Origin of the sequence: Aeromonas sp. 95A, assembly GCF_051919235.1 — a bacterium.
Lineage (GTDB): Bacteria > Pseudomonadota > Gammaproteobacteria > Enterobacterales > Aeromonadaceae > Aeromonas > Aeromonas veronii.
On the sequence record NZ_JBQBFC010000001.1, the window covers coordinates 3,867,470 to 3,885,118 of the forward strand.

Sequence of the window (17,649 nt, forward strand, 5' to 3'; positions counted from 1 at the left end):
AATTAGTCAGGTTGTGATAGGGGTGGATGAATAACAGTAAAAGTTAGGCTAATATGGCCGAAATTTTTATTGCTACGACTCGAAGGGATTATGAGAAGTATCACACCAAGACGGGTGTTGTCGCGGGAGCAACAGACAGAGATCACCCGCATTATCGTCAAGGTAGGTCAGATGTTGGCCCAGTTCGGGGCGGAGAGCCGGATCATCGAGCAGACCACGGTGCGGCTGGGGATGGCGCTGGGGCTGGAGAGTGTCGAAATGGCCATCTCTTCCAGTGCCATCGTGCTCACCAGTCTCTATCAGGGGGGTTGCGTCACCACTACCCGGCGGGTGCGCGAACATGGCATCAATATGCAGGTGGTGTGCGAGATCCAGCGGATCTGCATCATGGCGGAAAAAGAGCTGATCGGTGCCCGTGAAGTGCGCCAGCGGCTCGAGGCCATCGTCCCCTTCCACTATCACCCCTGGCTGGTGGTCCCCATGGTGGGGCTCTCCTGTGGCGCCTTTAGCCTGCTGTTTGGCGGTGATTGGCCCATCTTCCTGGTGACCTGTTTCTCGTCTGCTGTGGCGATGCGGGTGCGCCAGCTGATGGCCCGCCATCACCACAGCCCGCTCATCAACTTTGCCGCCACCGGCTTTATTGCCACCTTGCTCTCCTCCTGCGCCACCTTCTTCAACTGGGGTGACCAGCCCTATCTCGCCATGGCGGCCAGCGTGCTGCTGCTGGTGCCGGGCTTTCCGCTGATCAATGCGGTCTCCGACATGGTTAAGGGCTACTTCAACATGGGGCTGGCCCGCTGGGGGACCGCGACCCTGCTGACCATCAGCGCCGCCATAGGTATCATTTTGGCCATGTCGGTCACCGGTATCTGGGGGTGGAAAGTATGATGGATTTGCTCTGGCTACTGGCCAAGGATGCCTTCTGGTCCTCCATCCCGGCGGTGGGGTTTGCCATGTTGTTCAACGTGCCACCACGGATGCTGAAATATTGCGCCATGGGCGGCGCGCTGGCCCACAGCCTGCGTACCCTGCTGATCCACTATGGCATGCCCATCGAGTGGGCGACGCTGGCTGCGGCAACCACGGTCGGCTTTGTCTGCGTCTACTGGTCGCGCCGTCTGCTGGCACCGCGTCCGGTGTTCAGCGTTGCCTCCATCATTCCGATGATCCCGGGCAGTTATGCGTTCAAAACCATGATTGCGGTGGTAGAGCTCAATATCAACGGCGTGACCATGGAGTTGATCCAGAGTGCGGTGGAGAACGGCCTCAAGGCGCTCTTTATCGTCGGTGCCCTCAGTTTCGGTTTGGCGATCCCCTCTCTGGTCGTGTACCGTAACCGCCCCATAATCTGATAGACGGTGAGAGGCCCCATGAAGATTTCCATGATTGCCGCCATGGCCCACGACAGGGTGATCGGCAAGGACAACCAGATGCCCTGGCATCTGCCTGCCGATCTGGCTCACTTCAAGCGTGTCACCCTCGGCAAACCGGTATTGATGGGGCGCAAAACCTTTGAATCCATCGGTCGACAGCTGCCCGGACGGCGCAATCTGGTGATCAGCCGCAATCCCGACTATCAGGCTGAGGGCATTGAGGTGGTGGGCTCCGTCGAGGCGGCGCTGGCGCTGTTGGCTGGTAGCTCGGTGGAGGAGTTGATGGTGATCGGTGGTGGTCATCTCTATGCCGAGATGTTGCCGAGCGCGGATTGTCTCTACCTGACCCGCATCGATCTGGCGGTGGAGGGGGATACCCGTTTCCCCGCTTTTGACGATGGCCAGTGGCAACGCATTGCGTGCGAGAGCCACCCTGCCGATGAGAAGAACCCGCACCCCTATAGCTTCGAGACCTGGCAGCACCGCTGACGGGCGAATGCTAATGGGCAAATAACAACAAGGGCATCTTCGGATGCCCTTGTTGTTCTGATGGATTTCAAGACTGGATTAGATGCCTGAGCCGTCGTTCTCGCCATTTTCCTCGTGCAAACCGCACTCGCGCTTGAGGCCGAAGAAGCGGGTCTGCTCCTCGCTCATGCCCGGCTCCCACTTGGCGGTGGTGTGGACATCGCCCACCGAGAGATAACCCTGCTCCCACAGCGGGTGGTAGGGGAGGTCGAACTCTTTGAAGTAGTAGAAGACGTCCTTGTTGCTCCAGTCGATCACCGGAAGGAACTTGAAGCGGCCGCGCTGGATACCGAGTACCGGCAGCTTGCCACGGCTGCCGGACTGCTCCCGGCGCAGGCCGGAGAACCAGGTCTGGGCCCCCAGCTCGCGCAGGGCGCGGTCCATCGGCTCCACCTTATTGAGCTGGTTGTAGCGGGTAATCCCCTCCACCCCCTGCTCCCACAGGAGGCCAAATCGCGCCTCCTGCCAGGCCGGGCTGAGCTCGGCCCGGTAGATCTTCAGGTTGAGCGCGAGGCGCTCGGTCAGCTCGTCGATAAAGCGGTAGGTCTCCGGGAAGAGATAACCAGTATCGGTCAGCACTACCGGCACGTCGGCCCGCTCGCGGCTTACCAGATGGAGCATCAGCGCCGCCTGAATGCCGAAACTGGATGAGAGCACATGCTCCCCCGGCAGATTGGCCAGGGCCCAGCGCACCCGCTCGGAGGCACTCATGGTATCCAGCTCGCGGTTGAGGGGCGCGAGTGCCTCGACTTGCTCCTCACGGCCGAGGGCCAGCAGTGCCTGCAGGTCAAGGCGGCCATCTTCAGCGACATTAAGCGGCAGATTAAGCGGCATAGAAGTCCCTCGCAGAGTCGATAACGGGGGCAATCACCCCAACCCGGATCACGAAGTCGCCGAAGCACTCACCCTGATTGCGCTCTTTGGCCCAGCGGCCGATCAGCGCGTCCAGTTCGGCCAAAATCTGCGGCTCTGTGATGTTCTCCTGATAGAGGCGCGGAATGCGGGTCCCCTCCAGGTTGCCCCCCAGATGGAGGTTGTAGCGGCCGGGCGCCTTGCCCACCAGACCCACTTCCGCCAGCATGGCGCGGCCGCAGCCGTTGGGGCAACCGGTGACCCGGAAGATGATGGCGTCATCCGCCAGGCCGTGCTTGGCCAGCAGCCCTTCGATGTCGGTGACAAAGGCGGGCAGCATGCGCTCAGCCTCGGCCATCGCCAGCGGGCAGGTGGGCAGGGCCACACAAGCCATGGACTGCTTGCGCTGCTCGCTCACGCCGTCATCCAGCAGGCCGTATTGGCGCGCCAGCCCTTCGATGCGGGCCTTCTCACCGGCAGGCACGCCCGCGATGATGAGGTTCTGGTTGGCGGTCAGGCGAAAATCCCCCTGATGCACCTTGGCGATCTCCAGCATGCCGGTTTTGAGCGGCTTGCCCGGGAAGTCCAGCAGGCGGCCATTCTCGATAAACAGGGTGAGGTGGTGCTTGCCGTCGATCCCCTCGACCCAACCAAAGCGATCGCCACGGCTGGTGAACTCATAGGGGCGAACCGGCCCGAACTGGATGCCAGCGCGGCTCTCCACCTCGGCCTTGAAGGCTTCGACGCCAACCCGTTCAAGGGTGTACTTGGTCTTGGCGTTCTTGCGGTTGACCCGGTTGCCCCAGTCGCGCTGGGTGCTGACCACGGCGGCCGCCACCTCCAGTACGTGGGAGAGCGGAATAAAGCCAAAGTCGCTCGCCTTGCGCGGGTAGGTGCTGGTGTCGCCGTGGGTCATGGCCAGACCCCCGCCCACCAGCACGTTGAAGCCAACCAGCTTGCCACCTTCGGCAATCGCCACGAAGTTGAGATCGTTGGCGTGGATATCCACGTCGTTGTGAGGCGGGATCACCACGGTCGTCTTGAATTTGCGCGGCAGGTAGTTGGACCCCAGGATCGGCTCCTCATCCTGCCCCAGTTTTTCACCGTCCAGCCAGATTTCCACGTAGGCGCGGGTCTTGGGCAGCAGGTGCTCGGAGATCTTCTTGGCCCACTCGTAGGCCTCCTGATGCAGCTCGGACTCCACCGGGTTGCTGGTGCAGAGCACGTTGCGGTTTACGTCGCCTGCGGTGGCGATGGAGTCGATGCCGGTGCTGCTCAGGGTCTTATGCATCAGCTTGATGTCACGCTTCAACACCCCGTGGAACTGGAAGGTCTGACGGGTGGTCAGGCGGATGCTGCCGTAGAGGCTGTGCTCTTCGGCGAACTTGTCGATGATCTGCCACTGGGCCGGGGTGATGATCCCACCCGGCAGGCGGGCACGCAGCATGACGTTGTGCAGCGGCTCCAGCTTCTGGGCGGCGCGCTCCGGGCGGATGTCGCGGTCATCCTGCTGATACATGCCGTGAAAGCGGATCAGCTGGAAGTTGTCGCCGTTGAAGCCGCCGGTGAGCGGATCCTGCAGATCCTGCTCAATGGTGCCGCGCAGGAAGTTGCTCTCGCGCTTGAGGCGCTCGTTGTCGGCCAGCGGCCCTTCGACCGGTCCCGCTTTTGGGTGAGAAAGAGGTTGTTTGCTCATCAATAGACATCCCTTTGATAACGTTTGGCACGACGCAATTCGCTCAAATACTCTTCTGCTTCCTCACGGCTCTTGTGACCGTGTTCGGCAATTACATCCAGCAGGGCCTCCTGTACATCCTTGGCCATCTTGTTGGCGTCGCCACACACATAGAAGTGAGCGCCTGCTTCCAGCCACTGGTAGAGCTCAAGCCCTGCCTCACGCAGACGGTCCTGCACATAAATCTTGTTGGCCTGATCCCGGCTGAAGGCTAGCGAGATCTTCGACAGCAGCCCCGATTTCACATAACGCTGCCACTCCACCTGATAGAGGAAATCCTGGGTAAAGTGGGGGTTGCCGAAGAAGAGCCAGTTCTTGCCTTGCGCGCCCTGAGCTTCCCGCTCCTGCATAAAGGCGCGGAACGGGGCGATGCCGGTGCCCGGGCCCACCATGATGACGGGGGTATCTGGGTTGGCAGGCAGGCGGAAGTTGTCGTTGTGCTCGACAAACACCCGCACCTCGCCATCCTCAATCAGCCGATCCGCCAGATAGGAGGAGGCGGCGCCAGAGCGCACAGTGCCATCTTCCTGCGGGTAACGCACCACGCCGACGGTCAGGTGCACCTCCTCTTCCACTTCGCTCTGGGCAGAGGCGATGGAGTAGAGGCGCGGGGTGAGGGGGCGCAGCAGGCCAACCAGCTGCTCGGCCGTGAGCGCGGTCGGGAAGCGTTTCAGTACATCCACCACTTGGGCAGAGGCGACCAGTGCATTGACCTGGGCCTTGTCGCCAGCCAGATCTTTCAGCGCCGCATTATCCGATATGTCAGCGAGCCCTGTGATAAAGCCGCCGTGCAGCCGGGTCAGTTCGAAGTGACTGGTCAGGGCCGCGCGCAAGGTGCCGTGGGCCGTGGCTTCATCGCCAGAGAGGCCGGTCAGGGCCAGCACTTCGCCCACCAGTTCGGCGTCATTGTCGAACCAGACACCGAGGGCATCACCCGGCTGATAGGCGAGTCCGGAGGACTCGAGGCTGATCTCGATATGGCGGATATCCTTGGTGGAATCCCGGCCGGTGATCTTCTGATTGACCGACAGACGGGCAGGGAAGGGATTCTCCTTGCTGTACTGGCTGTGGCCAACCGCCTGCTGCACCGCGCTGGCTACGCTGCTGGCAGCACCGATAGAGAGCGTCGCTGCAATGGCATTAAGTGCCTGTTCGCTCCAGCTCTTGGCTGCATCTTGATAATCCACATCGAGGCTGGCGAGCTCATAAATGCGCTCGGCCCCAGCGCTGGCGAGGAAGTTGTCAAAATCTTTCCCGGTCTGGCAGAAAAATTCGTAGGAGCTGTCACCCAGCCCCAGCACCGCGAACTTGAGGCCGTCCAGCTTGCCGATCTTGCCTTTTTTAAGCTGCTCGAACAGATCGACGGCGCTCTCCGGCGGTTCACCCTCCCCGTAAGTGCTCACTACCACCAGCAGGTGGCTCTCTTTCTTGATCTGCTTGGGTTTGTAGTCGGCCATCGACGCGAGGGTGACGGGGAGGCCTCGGGCCTCGGCCTGCGCCTTGATGGCAGTGGCGACCCCTTTGGCGTTGCCTGTCTGGGAGCCGTAGAGAATGGTCAGGCTACCGCTGGGCGCAGCCACGGCGGCGCTGGTTGCAACGCCTTGGTGACCGCTCTGGGAGAGGCCGTAGAGATATCCGCTCACCCAGGCCAGTTGCTGGGTATTGAGGGTCGAGATTACCTGACCCAGCTGACGTTGCTGCTCGTCAGAGAGGGGGAGAGGTTGAATGGGGAATCCTTCAATTGCATCACACGCGTCTTCCATGGTCTGATTTTTGGCCAGATTAAAGGGCGTGTTGGCTAACAACAAAGAATAAAAATATCTTCTTTATTCCATTATTGAATTTATAAAGTGATTTGGCGGTAAAGGAGATAGAAAAACGCCCCGCAGTTGCGGGGCGTGTTTATTGGCTATCACGCTCGGGATTGACCCAAGGGATTTAGCTGGCTTCTGTGGGCCTTACTTCTGCGGATCTTACTTTTGTGGACGTAAGGCCGGGAACAGAATGACGTCACGGATGGTGTGGCTGTTGGTGAACAGCATTACCAGACGGTCGATACCGATGCCCTGACCGGCAGTCGGCGGCAGGCCGTGCTCCAGCGCGGTGACGAAGTCTGCGTCGTAGAACATGGCTTCGTCGTCGCCAGCTTCTTTCTGATCAACCTGATCCTGGAAACGCTTGGCCTGGTCTTCTGCATCGTTCAGCTCGGAGAAGCCGTTGGCCAGCTCGCGGCCACCGATGAAGAACTCGAAGCGGTCGGTTACGTCCGGGTTCACGTCGTTGCGGCGGGCCAGCGGAGAAACGGCAGCCGGGTACTCGGTGATGAAGGTCGGTTGCAGCAGCATGTGCTCCACGGTCTCTTCGAAGATCGCGGTGATCACGTGGCCCAGTTCCCATCCCTTCATCAGATCGATGTGCAGACGCTTGGCAACGGCCTTGGCGCTCTCGAGGGTAGCCAGATCGTCCAGGGTTACATCCGGGTTGAACTTCAGGATGGACTCGACCATGGTGAGGCGCTGGAACGGCTGACCGAAATCGATGGTCAGACCCTCTTCGCCCTCTTTGGCGTAACGGATCTTGGTGTCGCCCAGAATGTCCTGCGCCAGGGTGCGCAGCAGCTCTTCGGTCAGGTCCATCAGATCGATGTAGTCGGCGTAGGCCATGTAGAACTCGATCATGGTGAACTCGGGGTTGTGACGAACCGAGATACCTTCGTTACGGAAGTTGCGGTTGATCTCGTAGACACGCTCGAAACCACCGACCACCAGACGCTTCAGATAGAGCTCCGGAGCGATACGCAGGTACATGTCGATGTCCAGCGCATTGTGGTGAGTGACGAACGGACGCGCGGAGGCACCACCCGGGATGACTTGCATCATCGGGGTTTCCACTTCCATGAAGCGCTTTTCGTTGAAGAACTTGCGGATACCGGCAACCACCTGGGTGCGGATCATGAAGGTCTTGCGAGACTCTTCGTTGGCGATCAGATCCAGGTAGCGCTGGCGGCAGCGAGCTTCCTGGTCGGTCAGACCTTTGTGCTTCTCGGGCAGCGGACGCAGTGCCTTGGTCAGCAGGCGGATATCGGAAACGTGAACGGAGAGCTCACCGGTCTGGGTCTTGAACAGGGTACCTTCGACACCCACGATGTCGCCCAGATCCCACTTCTTGAACTGCTCGTTGTAGAAACCTTCCGGCAGGTCGTCACGGGTAACGTAGACCTGGATCTTGCCGGCCATGTCCTGCAGGGTGGCGAAAGAAGCCTTGCCCATGATCCGGCGGGTCATGATGCGACCGGCAATCTTCACCCGTTTACCCAGGCTCGTCAGCTCCTCGGCGCTTTTGTCGTCGAACTCTGCGTGCAGATCGCCAGAGAGGCTGTCGCGACGGAAGTCGTTGGGGAAAGGATTACCCTGGGCGCGCAGGGCGGCCAGCTTGGAACGACGCTCGGTCATCTCGTTGTTGAGTTCGAGAGTTTGGTCGACTTCCGGAGTGATGGTTTGTTCAGACATGGTGATTCCTGCTTGTTTACAGACCTGATTTCAGGCTGGCTTCGATAAACTTGTCCAAGTCACCGTCGAGCACCGATTGGGTATTACGGGTTTCGACGCCGGTGCGCAGATCCTTGATACGGGAGTCATCCAGCACATAGGAACGGATCTGGCTGCCCCAACCGATATCAGACTTGGTCTCTTCCAGGGCTTGTTTCTCAGCGTTCTGCTTCTGAATTTCCAGCTCGTAGAGCTTGGCTTTCAGCTGCTTCATACACTGGTCTTTGTTTTTGTGCTGGGAACGGTCGTTCTGGCACTGTACCACGACACCGGTCGGAACGTGGGTAATACGCACCGCGGATTCGGTTCGGTTAACGTGCTGACCACCGGCACCGGAGGCGCGGTAGACGTCGATCCGCAGATCCGCCGGGTTGATCTCGATATCGATATCGTCGTCGATCTCGGGGTAGACGAACACAGAACAGAAGGAGGTGTGACGGCGGCCACCGGAATCGAACGGGGACTTGCGAACCAGACGGTGTACGCCGGTTTCGGTACGCAGCCAGCCGAACGCATATTCGCCGGTGAACTTGATGGTGGCGGATTTGATACCAGCCACGTCGCCTTCGGAGCATTCAATCAGCTCGGGCTTGTAGCCGTGGGCATCGCCCCAGCGCAGGTACATGCGCAGTACCATGTTGGCCCAATCCTGTGCTTCGGTACCACCGGAGCCGGATTGAATATCGATATAGCAGTCGGAGCCGTCGTGCTGACCGGAGAACATGCGGCGGAACTCGAGATCCACCAGCTTGGCTTCCAGCTGTTCGGATTCGGCGATGGCTTCGTTGAAGGTCTCTTCGTCTTCCCCTTCCACGGCCAGGCTCACCAGCATCTCGACGTCATCCACGCCCTGGGTCAGGGTGTCGATGGTGCCGACCACGTTTTCCAGCGCAACGCGCTCTTTACCCAGCGCCTGTGCGCGCTCGGGCTCATTCCATACGTCCGGCTGTTCCAGCTCGGCGTTGACCTCTTCTAGACGCTCTTTCTTGGCGTCATAGTCAAAGGTACCCCCTAAGAAGCTCGGTCCGCTCAGACAGCTCCTTAAGTTTATTTAATACGGGATTAACTTCGAACATCGTGAAAACTCTCAGGGTCGATGTGATTTAAAAACGGGATATTCTAGCCAATTGTGGAAGGAATAAACAGGGTTGCCTTGGCTTGTGCGGCTCATGCCGTCAATTTCTGGTGCACTTTTCTCCACCTCGGTAGAAAATATCGCCCGCAGACCCATTTTCAGGTTCAGTTTTGGCCATTCGGGTCGCTAATGACTACGTGTAGTGTTGTGCAATTTAGGGAAAAACCCGCTCCTCACCTCAATAAGAAGAACACATGATGAAAAACCTGTCACTCAAGCAGAAGATACTGTTGTCAGTGGTGATCGCCCTTTCGTTGGTGATTTTGTTGCTCTCCTGGCAGAGCTATAGCAGCCAGAAGTCCCTGTTGCTGCAAGGCAGCCAGGAGCAGTTGCAACGGCTGGGTACCCAGCAGGCCGAGCGTGTCAGCGACTGGCTCGCCGCCCGTCGCGACGTGATCCAGGCGCTCGGCAACAAGGCCGGTGCCGAACCCCTCAATGCCTTGCAACAGGCACAAGTTTCCGGCCGTTTCCAGCTCACCTATTTCGGTGAGAGCAGCGGCAAGATGAATGACTCCGATCCCTCCATCAACCGCGATGGCTACGACCCGCGCTCCCGTGGCTGGTATCAGGAGGCGATGAGCAAAGGTGGCCTGATTGTCACCAAACCCTATCTCGATGTGGCTTACAACATCATGGTGGTGACCCTGGCCCAGCCGGTTTCTGGCGGGGTAGTCGGTGGTGACCTCTCTATCGCCTCGCTAGTGGAAGACGTGACCAAGATGCAGCTGCCTGCCGACGGTTTCGCCATCATGATGCACAAGGATGGCACCATCATCGCCTACAAGGATGCTGCCAAGGCGATGAAACCGGCCAGCGAGATCGACAACGATCTGACCAACGCGCTGATCGAGCAGAGCAAGTCGAGCAAGGATCTGGTTCCGGCCTACTTCGACAACGAAGGTCGCGACAAGCTGCTGTGGGCGGCCGATATCCCCGACACGGATTGGGAGCTGGTGCTGGTGCTGGACAAGGCCGCGCTGGAAGCGCCGCTCTCCTCCCTGCTGATGACCCAGCTGGGGATGGCGCTGCTGGTGCTGGTGGGTAGCATCCTCACTATCTCCTGGCTGGTCAGCATGCTGCTTGGCCCGCTCACCAAGGTCTCCCAGGCGCTGGCCCGCATTGCCGATGGTAACGGTGATCTGACCCAGCGCATCAAGATCGACGCCAACGACGAAGTGGGTCAACTGGCCAACAGCTTCAACCGTTTCGTCGGCAGCCAGCATCAGCTGATCGGCAATATCCGTCAGCTGGCCAACGAGTTGAACGCCGATGCCGAGCGCAGTCTGGTGACCAACCAGGCCGCGGTGGACGAGTTGCAGCGTCAGCAGCAGGAGGTGACCATGGTCGCCACGGCGGTCACCGAGATGGCGAGCGCCACCATGGAGATCGCTGGCAACGCCGAGAACACCGCCGCCGCTGCCCAGCAATCTGCCCAGAGCAGTGAGCAGGGCAAGATGCTGGTCAACAAGACCCGCCAGTCCATCAATGGTCTGGCCGAAGAGGTGGGGCAGGCGACCGAGGTGATCGGCGAGCTGAGCCGCCACGCGCAGGCGATCACCAGCATCCTCTCCACCATTCAGGGGATTGCCGAGCAGACCAACCTGCTGGCGTTGAACGCGGCCATCGAAGCGGCTCGCGCCGGTGAGCAGGGTCGTGGTTTTGCGGTGGTCGCTGACGAGGTGCGGGTGCTGTCGCGCCGTACTCAGGACTCCACCCAGCAGATCCAGTCCACCATCGAGACCCTGCAACAGACCACTGCCCGTGCGGTGAGCCTGATGCAGACCAGTCAGGGGCTGGCGGACAACAGCGTGCAGGATGCCGATCAGGCGGTGCGCGCGCTGGAAGAGATCACCAGCGCCATCTCCCTCATCTCCGACATGGCGGGTCAGATCGCCACAGCCGCCGAGGAGCAGACCCAGGTGACCGGCGAGATCACCCAGAACACCACCGCCATCAAGGATGTGAGTGACGAGATCACCGCATCTGCCATGCGCGATCTGGATCAGGCCCACAGCCTCAAAGGGCGTGCTGCTGACCTTAACCAGCAGGTGTCGACCTTTATCCTGTAAAGTGCAACTCTCGGCCTGTTCCGGCTGAGATAAACAAGCCCCGCCCTCTGTCGAGTGCGGGGCTTTTTGTTGTTCGGGGGATTCCGGGTAGTTCGGGTTGCTCGCGGGTCATCCTGGTGCCGGATACGTGCCCCTGCGTCAGCTGGCGAGTAGAGAACAAACAAAGAGCCCACCGAAAGGTGGGCTCTGATCATATACGTCTGACGGAAAGGGAATTACAGGAATGGCATCGCCATAAACAGCTTGATCACCATGGCGTTGATGATGTCGATAAAGAAGGCCCCCACCATGGGCACTACCAGAAACGCCAGGTGGGAGGGACCGAAGCGCTGGGTGATGGCCTGCATGTTGGCAATCGCGGTCGGGGTGGCCCCGAGGCCAAAGCCGCAGTGACCTGCTGCCAGTACGGCCGCATCGTAATTTTTACCCATCACCCGGAAGGTGACGAAGATGGCGTAGAGCGCCATCGCCACGGTCTGGGCGGCCAGCAGAATGAAGATGGGCAGCGCCAGGCTGGCCAGATCCCACAGTTTCAGGCTCATCAGTGCCATGGCGAGGAACAGCGACAGGCTGACGTTGCCCAGCAGGGAGACCTCGCGATCGCTCACCTCATGCCAGTTCAGCAGGGTCAGGACGTTGCGCAGCAGCACGCCGACAAACAGCACGCAGACAAAGATCGGCAGCTCGAAGGCGCCCCCTTTGAGGGAAGCAGAGAGCAGCTCGCCGCCCTTGAGGCTGATGGCGATCAGCGCCAGCGTCTCGATAACGCTGAAAGTGGTGAGGGGGCGCTCCATATCCGGCATTTCGAAGCCCTGGGGGGCCTCATCCTGATTGTGCTCCTCACCGGGCACCTGCACTTTCTTCACCAGATAGCGGGCGACTGGGCCACCGATCAGGCCGCCCAGCACCAGACCAAAAGTGGCACAGGCGATGGCGAGCTCAGCGGCGGATTGCACGCCGTACTTCTCGGAGAAGGTTGCGCTCCAGGCCGCCCCGGTGCCGTGGCCGCCGGAGAGAGTGATGGAGCCTGCCAGCAGCCCCATGTGGGGATCCAGACCGAGCAGGGTCGCCAGACCGACACCCAGACTGTTTTGCACCAGCAGCAGGCCGGTGACCACCATCAGGAAGGTAACCACCGCCTTGCCGCCGCGTTTCAGGCTGGCGAGATCGGCGGAGAGACCGATTGAGGCGAAGAAGGCCAGCATCAGCGGGGTTTGCAGGCTGGTATCAAATTGCAGCTCCATCTGCAGGGTGGAGCGCAGCAGCAGCAGTACCAGCGCGACCACCAGGCCGCCGGCTACCGGTTTGGGGATGTTGAAGGTACGCAGCAGCCCGACTCGGGTAACCAACACCCGGCCAAGCAGCAATACCAGAGTGGCAGCGACCAGCGTTGCGTAGGAATCAAGTTGTAACATTCAGTACTCCCATGTTGATTGGCTGTGTCTTTCATAGCAAAAGACTTACAGATTCAGCCGGGATGAAAACAGTGTGGCTTATGTGCCAGCAAAGAAGGGGAAACATCTCCCCGCCCCAGGAAAGATGGGGCTTGTGCGGGCCTGAAATGCTCAGGCATCCAGATGAGATTTTAGTAAAATCCGGCGGATTGTAGCAAAAAGCATCGTTTAATTCCATCTTTGTCGTATTAATGCTCGTTTTAGTGGTTTATTGTGACATTTAACACTATGTAGGTAGAGGGCAGAAAAGCCGAAAAGGGTGCATGGAACGGCTGTCATTTGGGGCGCCAGTCTCTATAATTCGCCGGTTTCCGCTGCACGCAGAGGCGCTGGCGGGCGTTGACATTGTGGTTCACCCCGACATGGTTCATATTCCGGCGGTGTTCACTTCATCAAGAGGAGAGGGTGTGAAGAAGTCTATCTACATTGCCTACACAGGCGGCACCATTGGGATGCAGCGTTCCGATCACGGCTACGTGCCGATGGCGGGCTTTATGGAAGACTGTCTGGCGCGTATGCCCGAGTTCCACCGCCCCGAGATGCCGGATTACCATATCCACGAATATGCGCCCCTCATCGACTCCTCCGACATGACCCCGGCGGATTGGCAGCGCATCGCCGAAGACATTCGCGACAACTACGAGAAATACGATGGCTTCGTGATCCTGCATGGCACCGACACCATGTCGTTCACCGCCTCGGCGCTCTCTTTCATGCTGGAAGATCTGCACAAGCCGGTCATCATCACCGGTTCCCAGATCCCGCTGGCCGAGCTGCGCTCCGACGGCCAGCAGAATCTGCTCAACGCCCTCTACATCGCGGCCAACTACCCGATCCACGAGGTGACGCTGTTCTTCAACAACCAGCTCTATCGCGGCAACCGCAGCAAGAAGGTGCACGCCGACGGCTTCCACGCTTTCGACTCCCCCAACTATCCGCCGCTGCTCAATGCCGGGATTGCCATCTCGCTGGAAGCGGGTGAGCTGGGTGTGCCCTCCGAGCGGCCGCTGGTGCTGCACGACATCACCCCCCAGCCCATCGGCGTGGTGACCCTCTATCCGGGGATCTCCAGCGAGGTGATCGCCAACATCCTGCAACAGCCGGTGAAGGCGCTGATCCTGCTGTCATTCGGGGTCGGCAATGCGCCGCAGAACCCGGCCATGCTGGCGCTGCTCTCCGAGGCTTCGGCCCGCGGCGTCATCATCGTCAACCTGAGCCAGTGCCTGCACGGCAAGGTCAACATGGGGGGCTATGCCACCGGCAACGCCCTGTCGCGGGCCGGGGTGATCTCGGGCTTTGACATGACCGCCGAAGCGGCGCTCACCAAGCTGCACTTCCTGCTGAGCCAGGACTTGCCCTCCCACCGCATTCGCGAGTTGATGCAGCAGTCCCTGCGTGGGGAGCTGACGCCCTGATAACCCTCGCGGTAGGGTGCAATAAGCGCAGCGCATTGCACCGGTGACGAGGGGTGATAAGTTAGGAAAAATGAGGGGAGCCATCATGGCTCCCCTCTCTGTTGTGGCCGCCGAGAGCGGCCTGCCGGGTAAGACTCAGTGGTTGAGGTCGACCCGCACTATCTCTTCCTCGTCGCGATACTGACGCTTGAGCTCGCTCTTGCTCTTCATCACGATTTCGCCGTCACGACCTATGTTCATATGTTCGGGATTGTCGAGATGCATCGCCTGCCAGGCCATCACGGCTTGCAAGGAGGTGGCCTTCTGCTCGTCGGTGAGGGGCTTGCCATCAGGCCACTTGCCCAGCTCGACTGCGGTTTTGAGCCGCTCATACACCTCTGCGGGCATCTGCCTGATTGCTTGCAAAAACTCACCCTGTTGAAACGACATCCGGCCTTCTCCTTGAACTATTGAGCCATAAACTTCGGGGTCAGCCCGGCAGATCCTGGCGGGCTATGCAGGTAGATCCTGGCGGACTACGCCAGCCATCTGCTCCATCACCCGCACTACCTGACAACTGTACCCGAACTCGTTGTCATACCATACGTAGAGCACACAATGATCCCCTTCGGCGATGGTCGCTTGGGAGTCGACGATGCCCGCATAACGGGAACCTACCATGTCGGAGGAGACCAGCTCGGTACTAGCGCTGAAGTCGATCTGGCGATGGAGGGCCGAGCTTAGCGCCATCTGCTGCAGATAGGCGTTGAGGCTCTCCCGATCGGTGGCCTGCTCCAGCGACAGATTGATAATCGCCAGCGAGACGTTGGGGGTCGGCACCCGGATGGCGTTGCCGGTCAGCTTGCCCTTCAGTTCCGGCAGCGCCTTGGCCACCGCCTTGGCGGCGCCGGTGCTGGTCATCACCATATTGAGGGCCGCGCTGCGACCGCGGCGCTCGCCTTTGTGATAGTTGTCGATGAGGTTCTGATCGTTGGTGTAGGAGTGGACCGTCTCCACGTGGCCGTGGCGGATGCCGAACCGCTCCTGCATTACCTTGAGCACCGGGGTGATGGCGTTGGTGGTACAGGAGGCGGCGGAGATGATCCTGTCATCCGGGCCTATCACCTCATGGTTGACCCCGAACACCACGTTCTTCATCTCCCCCTTTCCGGGGGCGGTCAGCAGCACCTTGCCAGCACCGCGCGCTTTCAGGTGCTCGGAGAGGCCTGCTTCGTCACGCCAGACGCCGGTGTTGTCGACGATCAGCGCATCGTGAATACCGTAAGCGGTGTAGTCGATGTCGGCCGGGCTATTGGCGTAGATCACCTGAATGAAGGTGCCGTTGGCGATGATGGCGCTGCGCTCCACATCCACCTCGATGGAGCCGTTGAAGGGGCCGTGCACCGAGTCGCGGCGCAGCAGGCTGGCACGTTTTTCCAGATCCCCGTCGCGACCACCGCGTACCACGATGGCGCGCAGACGCAGCGGATTGGCAGCGCCGGTGCGCTCGATCAGCAGACGGGCCAGCAGGCGGCCGATGCGGCCAAAGCCGTAGAGCACCACGTCGGTCGGCTGCGGCATCTGGCTGCGGCCAAGGGCCGGTGCCAGTCGCGCTTGCAGATAGTCCTCGATCCCCGCTTCATCCTGATGATCCTGCCAGTAGCCGACTGCCAGCTTGCCAAGGTCAACCTCGGCGGCGGTGGGTTTGAGGGCAACGATGGCCTGAAGCAGGGGGAAGCTTTGCTGGATGGGGAGGGGAGCGCCTTGGTGGCGGCGGACGACCCGGTGGGCCTTGAGGATATCGATGGTGGAGGCGTTTTGCAGCGGGCGGCCGTAGAGGGTGATCTCGACCCCTTGTTGTCGGTAGAGGCGACCAATCAAGGGCTGCATGGCTTCGGCGAGCTCCTGGCTCTCCTGCCACGCTTGCAAGTAGTGCTCGTGGGTCATTGACCAGATCCTTTATTTCACGTTGTTGGTGTAAATAGAAAATTCGTCGAATGCAGATCAGTGTAGGGGTGTATATTTCGTTATATTATTCTGCAGTCGCGGCCTTATATGGCGCGCGCATTGTAATGGATATGTAACCGGTTTGCTAGCCGGAGGTGGCCCGCAAAGGCGCCAATTGTTATCAACCCGCGTTACCAACAAGATGTGAACCATGGCCAATTTCCCCCTGCGACAGACCTTCATCATGCTTTCAGTCGGCCTTGCCGTGGCTGGCTGCAATGACGACCGGATCCACAATATCTGCAGCAACCATGCCGAGCTCTGTCAGGATCTGGTGGACGATGGCTGGTGCCGCTACGAGCGTACCGATGTGATCCGCAGTCGCTTCTATCTCAAGGAGGAGGGGACGGATCGGCGCAAGTACGAGCTGATGCGCAACCTTGAGCGCTATCTCAAGTGTGCCGAGCGCTCCACCAGCATTGAATACAAGAATGCCCGCGAGCAGAAGAGTCCACGGGTCGAGGGCATGCTGGCGGCCGGGGATCAGTTGGCCCAGCTCGATGCGGCGACCCGCAATTCACAAGATCCCTACTTGCTGCTCTGGCACTGGACCAACAACACCAACGAGCTGGCTCGCCAGCAGTTTATGGCGCTGGAAGGCACCAAGGCGCTGGATGAACCCGAGCTGCAACTGGCGCTCGGCGGTATCTACGCCAAGAGCGACCCCGAAAAGGCCATTGCCACCCTGCAGCACGGTCTCTCCCTCTATCAGGAGGGGGACAAGGTGAACAGCCGCATGTTCACCTCCCTCAGCACCCTCTATATGGGCCAGAAACAGTACGGGCTGGCCTATCTGTGGGGCAAGGTGAGCGAGTCGTTTCAGGATAGCCCCGAGGTCTCAGCCAAACGTTTTGGCATCTACCACACCCTGAGCAAGACAGAGCAGGATGGTTACGATGTGCGGGCTGCCGAAATTGTCGAGCAGCTAAAGCATGGCAACTACCGGCCCTGATGCAGTGATGACGACGTTCTCTCCGGCCAGCTGCTGGCCCAATCCGTTCGATCTCTCTTTCGTTCATGGCGAGGTACGTACCGATGGCCTCACGCTTGAGCGCCTCACAGTGCGCGCCGTGGTGCCCCGTGGTGACGAGCTGCTGCTGGTGCACTCCCGGGTCAATGGCGATCTGATGTTCCCCGGGGGCGGCATTGAAGCGGGGGAGAGCCACCATGTGGCGCTCGCTCGCGAGCTGCTGGAGGAGTGCGGTGCCGAGCTGCGGGAAGTGGGGGGCCTGCTTGGCGAGACCCGTGAATATCGCGCCGCCCGCGAGCCGGGGTTCGATGCCTACTGCATCCGCTCGCTCTACTACTTGTGCCGGATTGGCGATCAGCTGGTGGCCCCGCAGCCGCAGCCCTACGAGATCCGCCTTGGCTTCGTGCCCGGCTGGTTTGCCCTCGACGAGGCGCTGCAGACCAACAAAACCCAGCTGGCGGGGCCCTGTCCCCAGTGGACGGCGCGAGAGACCCGGGTGCTGGCCCAGCTGCAACGCTGGCATCAGCAGGGGATCTTCGACCACGGCTGATGAGTACATCAAGCCGCAACGGTCAGTGACACCA

Annotated in this window: 14 protein-coding genes and 1 pseudogene; 7 read left to right on the forward strand and 8 right to left on the reverse strand. The window is 60.1% G+C overall.

The annotated features are described in order from the left end of the window. Positions 1-90: 90 nt before the first annotated feature. From ACTG2U_RS17700 to folA, 3 genes are read left to right on the forward strand one after another with little or no spacing between them, the layout of a single operon-like run. Positions 91-888: a threonine/serine exporter family protein gene (locus ACTG2U_RS17700; RefSeq protein ID WP_042054756.1), complete on the forward strand. Its 798-nt coding sequence runs from the start codon at positions 91-93 to the stop codon at positions 886-888. Next, complete coding sequence (locus ACTG2U_RS17705) at positions 885-1,352, forward strand: threonine/serine exporter family protein (RefSeq protein ID WP_026035076.1); 468 nt, start codon at positions 885-887, stop codon at positions 1,350-1,352. Before ACTG2U_RS17700 ends, ACTG2U_RS17705 begins: the two co-directional genes overlap by 4 nt. Positions 1,353-1,370: 18 nt before the next feature. Continuing rightward, entirely contained in the window at positions 1,371-1,862 is a 492-nt protein-coding gene (gene folA, locus ACTG2U_RS17710) for a type 3 dihydrofolate reductase (RefSeq protein WP_182963357.1), read from the forward strand. A 78-nt stretch (positions 1,863-1,940) separates the two neighbouring features. Here folA and ACTG2U_RS17715 read toward each other — a convergent pair whose 3' ends face one another. The 5 genes and pseudogenes from ACTG2U_RS17715 to prfB all read right to left on the reverse strand — a co-directional run bounded on the left by ACTG2U_RS17715 (position 1,941) and on the right by prfB (position 9,112). After that, the gene (locus ACTG2U_RS17715) at positions 1,941-2,735 is read right to left on the reverse strand and encodes a phosphoadenylyl-sulfate reductase (protein WP_439974865.1); all 795 of its coding nucleotides are present in this window, start codon (positions 2,733-2,735) and stop codon (positions 1,941-1,943) included. Further along, the gene (cysI, locus tag ACTG2U_RS17720; RefSeq protein ID WP_439974866.1) at positions 2,725-4,449 is read right to left on the reverse strand and encodes an assimilatory sulfite reductase (NADPH) hemoprotein subunit; all 1,725 of its coding nucleotides are present in this window, start codon (positions 4,447-4,449) and stop codon (positions 2,725-2,727) included. Before cysI ends, ACTG2U_RS17715 begins: the two co-directional genes overlap by 11 nt. Continuing rightward, a pseudogene (locus ACTG2U_RS17725) lies at positions 4,449-6,235 on the reverse strand (assimilatory sulfite reductase (NADPH) flavoprotein subunit). The gene cysI and the pseudogene ACTG2U_RS17725 overlap by 1 nt, the downstream one beginning before the upstream one ends. A gap of 226 nt (positions 6,236-6,461) precedes the next feature. After that, on the reverse strand, positions 6,462-7,997 hold the full coding sequence (lysS, locus tag ACTG2U_RS17730) for a lysine--tRNA ligase (RefSeq protein ID WP_127005945.1): 1,536 nt from the start codon (positions 7,995-7,997) through the stop codon (positions 6,462-6,464). Positions 7,998-8,013: 16 nt separating this feature from the next. Beyond that, a protein-coding gene (prfB, locus tag ACTG2U_RS17735) for a peptide chain release factor 2 (RefSeq protein WP_100645262.1) occupies positions 8,014-9,112 on the reverse strand; the annotation gives its coding sequence in 2 pieces (ribosomal slippage) (positions 8,014-9,036 and positions 9,038-9,112; 1,098 coding nt in all). 256 nt (positions 9,113-9,368) lie between these two features. On the opposite strand from prfB, the gene ACTG2U_RS17740 reads away from it, so the two are divergent. Then, a complete protein-coding gene (locus ACTG2U_RS17740; protein WP_193860223.1) occupies positions 9,369-11,240 on the forward strand; it encodes a methyl-accepting chemotaxis protein in 1,872 nt (623 codons plus the stop codon). Positions 11,241-11,455: 215 nt separating this feature from the next. Here the strand turns inward: ACTG2U_RS17740 and gltS are convergent, their stop codons facing one another. Beyond that, positions 11,456-12,655 carry a sodium/glutamate symporter gene (gene gltS, locus ACTG2U_RS17745; protein ID WP_005348115.1) on the reverse strand — a complete coding sequence of 400 codons (1,200 nt, stop codon included), beginning with the start codon at positions 12,653-12,655 and terminating at the stop codon, positions 11,456-11,458. A gap of 446 nt (positions 12,656-13,101) precedes the next feature. Here gltS and ansA point away from each other — a divergent pair, with 446 nt between their 5' ends. Further along, positions 13,102-14,109 carry an asparaginase gene (gene ansA / locus ACTG2U_RS17750; RefSeq protein WP_005335195.1) on the forward strand — a complete coding sequence of 336 codons (1,008 nt, stop codon included), beginning with the start codon at positions 13,102-13,104 and terminating at the stop codon, positions 14,107-14,109. Positions 14,110-14,244: 135 nt separating this feature from the next. Here the strand turns inward: ansA and ACTG2U_RS17755 are convergent, their stop codons facing one another. Together ACTG2U_RS17755 and ACTG2U_RS17760 are read right to left on the reverse strand one after the other, a co-directional pair. Continuing rightward, positions 14,245-14,538 (reverse strand): YeaC family protein, encoded by a 294-nt coding sequence (locus ACTG2U_RS17755; protein ID WP_011707127.1) that lies wholly within the window; start codon positions 14,536-14,538, stop codon positions 14,245-14,247. A gap of 63 nt (positions 14,539-14,601) precedes the next feature. Further along, the gene (locus ACTG2U_RS17760; RefSeq protein ID WP_021229728.1) at positions 14,602-16,035 is read right to left on the reverse strand and encodes a glyceraldehyde-3-phosphate dehydrogenase; all 1,434 of its coding nucleotides are present in this window, start codon (positions 16,033-16,035) and stop codon (positions 14,602-14,604) included. A gap of 211 nt (positions 16,036-16,246) precedes the next feature. Here ACTG2U_RS17760 and ACTG2U_RS17765 point away from each other — a divergent pair, with 211 nt between their 5' ends. Next, entirely contained in the window at positions 16,247-17,047 is an 801-nt protein-coding gene (locus ACTG2U_RS17765) for a DUF2989 domain-containing protein (protein WP_163129317.1), read from the forward strand. A 7-nt stretch (positions 17,048-17,054) separates the two neighbouring features. Next, on the forward strand, positions 17,055-17,615 hold the full coding sequence (locus tag ACTG2U_RS17770; protein WP_236367844.1) for an NUDIX domain-containing protein: 561 nt from the start codon (positions 17,055-17,057) through the stop codon (positions 17,613-17,615). Positions 17,616-17,649: the final 34 nt, after the last annotated feature.

Excerpts from the sequence above, each read along its gene's own strand:
- ACTG2U_RS17700 (WP_042054756.1), top strand. The coding sequence starts at position 91 with ATGAGAAGTATCACACCAAGACGGGTGTTGTCGCGGGAGCAACAGACA.
- ACTG2U_RS17705 (WP_026035076.1), top strand. The coding sequence starts at position 885 with ATGATGGATTTGCTCTGGCTACTGGCCAAGGATGCCTTCTGGTCCTCC.
- folA (WP_182963357.1), top strand. The coding sequence starts at position 1,371 with ATGAAGATTTCCATGATTGCCGCCATGGCCCACGACAGGGTGATCGGC.
- ACTG2U_RS17715 (WP_439974865.1), bottom strand. The coding sequence starts at position 2,735 with ATGCCGCTTAATCTGCCGCTTAATGTCGCTGAAGATGGCCGCCTTGAC.
- cysI (WP_439974866.1), bottom strand. The coding sequence starts at position 4,449 with ATGAGCAAACAACCTCTTTCTCACCCAAAAGCGGGACCGGTCGAAGGG.
- lysS (WP_127005945.1), bottom strand. The coding sequence starts at position 7,997 with ATGTCTGAACAAACCATCACTCCGGAAGTCGACCAAACTCTCGAACTC.
- ACTG2U_RS17740 (WP_193860223.1), top strand. The coding sequence starts at position 9,369 with ATGAAAAACCTGTCACTCAAGCAGAAGATACTGTTGTCAGTGGTGATC.
- gltS (WP_005348115.1), bottom strand. The coding sequence starts at position 12,655 with ATGTTACAACTTGATTCCTACGCAACGCTGGTCGCTGCCACTCTGGTA.
- ACTG2U_RS17755 (WP_011707127.1), bottom strand. The coding sequence starts at position 14,538 with ATGTCGTTTCAACAGGGTGAGTTTTTGCAAGCAATCAGGCAGATGCCC.
- ACTG2U_RS17760 (WP_021229728.1), bottom strand. The coding sequence starts at position 16,035 with ATGACCCACGAGCACTACTTGCAAGCGTGGCAGGAGAGCCAGGAGCTC.
- ACTG2U_RS17765 (WP_163129317.1), top strand. The coding sequence starts at position 16,247 with ATGGCCAATTTCCCCCTGCGACAGACCTTCATCATGCTTTCAGTCGGC.
- ACTG2U_RS17770 (WP_236367844.1), top strand. The coding sequence starts at position 17,055 with ATGACGACGTTCTCTCCGGCCAGCTGCTGGCCCAATCCGTTCGATCTC.